Below are 4,650 nucleotides of genomic sequence, written 5' to 3' on the forward strand. Positions count from 1 at the left end.
ACCCCCGTCAATTCTGAGACCCCCGCCGCCGAGAGCGACCTGGCCTATGTCCAGGACAAGGGCACCCTCATCGTGGGCATGACCGACTTCGCCCCTATGGACTACAAGGACGACAGCGGCGAGTGGATCGGCTTTGACGCCGACATGGCCAAGGCCTTCGCCGAGAGCCTGGGCGTGGATGTGGAGTTCCTGGAGATCAACTGGGACAACAAGCTGATGGAGCTGGACACCAAGGGCATCGACGTGATCTGGAACGGCATGACCATCACCGATGAGGTCACCGAAGGCGCCTCCGTGTCCGAGCCCTACTGCAACAACGGCCAGGTGGTAGTGCTCCCTGCCGACAAGGCTGAGGACTACGAGACCGTGGAGAGCCTGAGCGGCCTGAACTTCGCCGTGGAGAACGGCTCCGCCGGCGCCGCTCAGCTGGATGCGCTGGGCCTGAGCTATGTGGCCAAGACCACCCAGGCCGACGCTCTGATGGAGGTGGCCTCCGGCGCCTCTGACGCCTGCGTCATCGACCTGCTGATGGCGGGCGCCATGATCGGCGAGGGCACCAGCTATCCCGAGCTGACCTACACCGTGCAGCTCAACAGCGAGGAATATGGCGTGGCCTTCCGCAAGGGCTCCGACCTGACCGAGGCTTTCAACAGCTTCTGGAAGGATGCCTATGACGCCGGTACCGTCATGGAGGTGGCCACCACCTACGGCGTGCAGGAGTCCGTCATCGAGAAGTAAGAACGTGCATTCTGCGGGAACAAGGCAGAGAGTTTTCGGGCTCTCTGCCTTTCCCCGGTCATAGAGAGGAAACCGCCTATGCTGTTGTCTGTATCCCTCACCCTGCTGGAGGGGCTGATCGTTACCCTGGAGCTCTTCGCCCTCACCCTGATCTTTGCCCTGCCCCTGGGGCTGATCATCTCCTTCGGCTCCATGAGCCGGTGCACCCCCCTGCGGGCGGTGGTGAAAACCATCGTGTGGGTCATCCGGGGCACCCCCCTGATGCTCCAGATCCTGGTGGTATTTTACGGTCCCGGCCTGATGTTCGACCTGCCCCTGCTGCCACGGTTCACCGCGGCGGTGGTGACCTTCGTCATCAACTATGCCTGCTACTTCTCCGAGATCTTTCGGGGCGGCATCCAGGGCGTGCCGGTGGGCCAGCAGGAGGCCGGTCTGGTGCTGGGCATGACCAAGCGGCAGATCTTCTTCAAGGTCACCCTGCTCCAGGTGGTCAAGCGCATCGTGCCCCCCATGGGCAATGAGTTCATCACCCTGGTGAAGGATACCGCCCTGGTGCGCACCATCTCGGTGTATGAGATTATCTGGATGGGGGAGTCTTACATCAAAAAGGGCATGATCTGGCCCCTGTTCTACACCGCCGTGTTCTACCTGGTGGTCAACGGCATTCTCACCCTGCTCTTCGGCTGGTTTGAGAAAAAGCTGGACTATTTCAAGTAAGGAGGGGCCCTCCATGCCTATTCTGGACGTACAGCACATTGAAAAGCACTTTGGAACCACCCGGGTGCTGGAAGACATCAGCTTTTCCCTGGAGCAGGGCCAGGCCCTGGCCATCATCGGCTCCTCGGGCTCCGGCAAGACCACCCTGCTGCGGTGTATCAACTTCCTGGAGACCCCCAACCAGGGCAGGATCCTGGTCAACGGAGAGACCCTCTTCGATGCCGACGACCCCGCCACCCAGCGGGAGAGCGAGGTGCGGAAAAAGCGGCTCCACTTCGGGCTGGTGTTCCAGTCCTTCAACCTGTTCCCCCAATACACCGCCCTGGAAAATGTGACCCTGGCCCCCGGGCTGCTGGCCCAGGAGCGGCCAGACTTCAAGCAGAACAAAAAGGCCATCCTGGAGGAGATCCAGGCGGAAGGCCGGCGCCTGCTGGACAAGATGGGACTGGCCGACCGGGCCGGCCACTATCCCCACCAGCTCTCCGGCGGCCAGCAGCAGCGGGTGGCCATCGCCCGGGCCCTGGCCCTGAAGCCGGACATCCTCTGCTTTGACGAGCCCACCTCCGCCCTGGACCCGGAGCTCACCGGGGAGGTGCTGAAGGTGATCCGCTCCCTGGCCGAGCAAAAGACCACCATGATCATTGTCACCCACGAGATGGCCTTCGCCCGGGACGTAGCCGACCAGGTCATCTTTATGGACGGCGGGGTCATTGTGGAGCAGGGCCCGGCCCGGCAGGTCATCGAAACCCCCCGGGAGGAGCGCACCCGGCAGTTCCTCTCCCGCTATTCCGAGAATTGAAACCAAAGCAAAAGCGTGGTATCATAAGTATGATACCACGCTTTTTCCAAAGGAGCTGACGCCATGGAGGAGAGGTTGTTTTTGCCGGTGCTGTCCCATTTTGAAAACAAGAACTTCTGGACCGCCAGCGGTGGCCGGATGCGCTACCGGGTGGACCCGGTGCTGGGGGAGGACCAGCCCCCCGCCCTGACCGCCCAGGTGTGGGAGGGACCCTGGCGGCTCCAGGACAGCGCCGTGGAGGAGACCCGCTCCTTTCCCATGACCGAGGAGGGGCTGGAAGAGCTGCGGGCATGGGCCCTGGACTGGCAGGAGAAGATCAACGCCCGCTCCCCCAAGACCCTGGCCCAGACCATTCAGGACCGGGATGCCCGCCGGGCCGCCCTGGCGGAGCAGCAGGGGGAGTGACCGGCTGAGTGACCTGTCCGCCCCGGCCGTCATAGGATGGTCCGGGAGGGATACCCATGCAGATCACAGAGCACATTCTCACCAACAACGACTGCTACAAGGCAGGGCGTACCATTACGCCCAAGGGCATCATGGTCCACTCCACCGGGGTGGCCCAGCCCGACGTGAACGTCTTTCTCAAGGCCTGGAACAAGCCGGACGTGGAGGTGTGTGTCCACGCCTTCGTCCACCGGGGAGGGGTCACCGAGACCCTGCCCTGGAACTGGCGGGGGTGGCACGCCGGAGGCAAGGCCAACAACACCCACATCGGCTTTGAGATCCTGGAGCCCGCCGGCCACACCTACAAGGGGGGCACTATGATCGGCTACGACGTGGCCAAGAACGCCGCCTATTTCAATCAGGTCTACGCCACAGCGGTGGAGCTGTGCGCCCACCTGTGTCAGACGTACGGCCTGGACCCCCGGAAGGACATCATTGACCACGCCGAGGGCTACAAGCTGGGCCTGGCATCCGGCCATGCCGACGTGGGGCACTGGTTCCCCAAGCACGGCAAGAGCATAGACACCCTCCGGGCCGACGTGGCGGCCCTGATGAAGGGGGGTGGGAAAGAGATGACCGAGGCACAGGTGAAGGACCTGATGGACCAGCGGGAGAAGGACCTGGCTGCCCGTGCCGTCAGCGACTGGGCCAGGGAATCCTGGGACAAGGCCAAGGCCGCCGGCCTGCTGGACGGCACCGCTCCCGGCGGGCCCCTGACCCGGGAGCAGGCCGCCGTACTGCTGGAGCGGCTGGGCCTGCTGAAGTAGTAACGCCACAGATCACAAAAAGAGAGGAAGAGAGATATGACCTGGGGAACCTATTATTTTTTTTACGAATGTCCCAACTGCGGCAAGAAATACCGCTATGAGCTGGAGGGGGCGGATGACAGTACCTTCGGCCTGTGCCCCGACTGCCAGGTAATGGGCACCTTCGTGGGGGAGACCAAGGACAACAAGCAGGGCGAGGATAAGTTCGCCGATTACGAGTTTGTATAAACACAAAAAAGGACGCCGCAAGGCGTCCTTTTTTGCTGCTCAGTCGGGCTGCGTGACGGTGCCGGACTGGGTGATGTGCAGCATGTCGGCGGTGACGTCGGTGGTATAGGGATTCAGGCCGGAGGTATTAACGATCTCCAGCACCTTGCCGGGGTAGAGCTCATAGCACCAGTCCCAGCCCTTCTTGTAGGTCACCGAGCCGTCCCCGGGCAGGGAGGTGGCCTCCACCGTGCTGAAGTCCAGGCCCAGGCCTTTGTCAGCAAAATAGGCCAGATCGGTGATGCCCAGGTCGGTTTCCACTGTGTCCATAAAAATATCGATGTAGGTGGGCAGGTTCAGGGGTTGAGAGGCCGCCTTCTGGAGCACGGCGGTGATCAGGGCACGCTGGGTCTTGGTGCGGCCGATGTCGGCGTCGGGATAGGCGTCGTAGATGTTGTTGGGGTAGGTCCCCTTACCGTCGGAGTTCTTCCGGCAGCGCACCACCTTCAAAGCGTCCGCCCCGCTGAGCCACTGCATGCCCGGTTCAAAGTGGATGTACAGGTCCTGGCTGGGGTCGTCGTAGGACATGTGGACGGGCACGTCAAAGTCCACGCCCCCCACCGCGTCCACCAGCCGGACAAAGCCCTCGGTGTCTATCTTCACATAGAAATCGATGGGGAAGCCCACGATCTTCCGGACCTCCTCCTTCAAAGCGTCCATGCCGTTATAGGCATACATGCTGCACAGCTTGTAAAAATGCTTGCCGCTGGCGGTCTCTCCCTCGATCAGGGTATCCCGGGGGATGGAGACCATGGCCAGGGTCTGGTTCACCGTGTCATAGGTGGCCACGATCATGGTGTCCAGGTTGCCGCTGGACTGGTCGCTGGCGCACAGCAGGAAGGTATAGGTGTACTCCTTCCGCTCCAGACCGGTCTGGGTCTCGGTGGAGGGGGGCTGGCCGTCCTCTGAGATGGAGGG

At 62.3% G+C, this 4,650-nt stretch carries 7 protein-coding genes; 6 read left to right on the forward strand and 1 reads right to left on the reverse strand.

Translation table 11 applies throughout. The features are described 5' to 3' along the window. From H6B51_RS16245 to H6B51_RS16270, 6 genes are all read left to right on the forward strand, one after another. The coding region (locus H6B51_RS16245) for a transporter substrate-binding domain-containing protein (RefSeq protein ID WP_204884647.1) at window positions 1–738 on the forward strand (738 nt) is incomplete at its 5' end. A 78-nt stretch (window positions 739–816) separates the two neighbouring features. Beyond that, complete coding sequence (locus tag H6B51_RS16250) at window positions 817–1,455, forward strand: amino acid ABC transporter permease (protein WP_204884648.1); 639 nt, start codon at window positions 817–819, stop codon at window positions 1,453–1,455. A 13-nt stretch (window positions 1,456–1,468) separates the two neighbouring features. Continuing rightward, window positions 1,469–2,254 carry an amino acid ABC transporter ATP-binding protein gene (locus H6B51_RS16255; protein WP_204884649.1) on the forward strand — a complete coding sequence of 262 codons (786 nt, stop codon included), beginning with the start codon at window positions 1,469–1,471 and terminating at the stop codon, window positions 2,252–2,254. 63 nt (window positions 2,255–2,317) lie between these two features. Beyond that, window positions 2,318–2,659, forward strand: a complete 342-nt coding sequence (locus H6B51_RS16260) for a hypothetical protein (protein ID WP_204884650.1) — start codon at window positions 2,318–2,320, stop codon at window positions 2,657–2,659. Between the two features lie 56 nt (window positions 2,660–2,715). Beyond that, window positions 2,716–3,465 (forward strand): peptidoglycan recognition protein family protein, encoded by a 750-nt coding sequence (locus H6B51_RS16265; RefSeq protein WP_204884651.1) that lies wholly within the window; start codon window positions 2,716–2,718, stop codon window positions 3,463–3,465. A 36-nt stretch (window positions 3,466–3,501) separates the two neighbouring features. Then, window positions 3,502–3,693, forward strand: a complete 192-nt coding sequence (locus H6B51_RS16270; protein ID WP_204884652.1) for a hypothetical protein — start codon at window positions 3,502–3,504, stop codon at window positions 3,691–3,693. Window positions 3,694–3,732: 39 nt separating this feature from the next. Here H6B51_RS16270 and H6B51_RS16275 read toward each other — a convergent pair. Further along, on the reverse strand, window positions 3,733–4,650 hold a 918-nt coding region (locus H6B51_RS16275), incomplete at its 5' end, for an LCP family protein (RefSeq protein ID WP_204884653.1).

Source organism: Pseudoflavonifractor phocaeensis (genome assembly GCF_016901955.1).
GTDB lineage: Bacteria > Bacillota > Clostridia > Oscillospirales > Oscillospiraceae > Flavonifractor > Flavonifractor phocaeensis_A.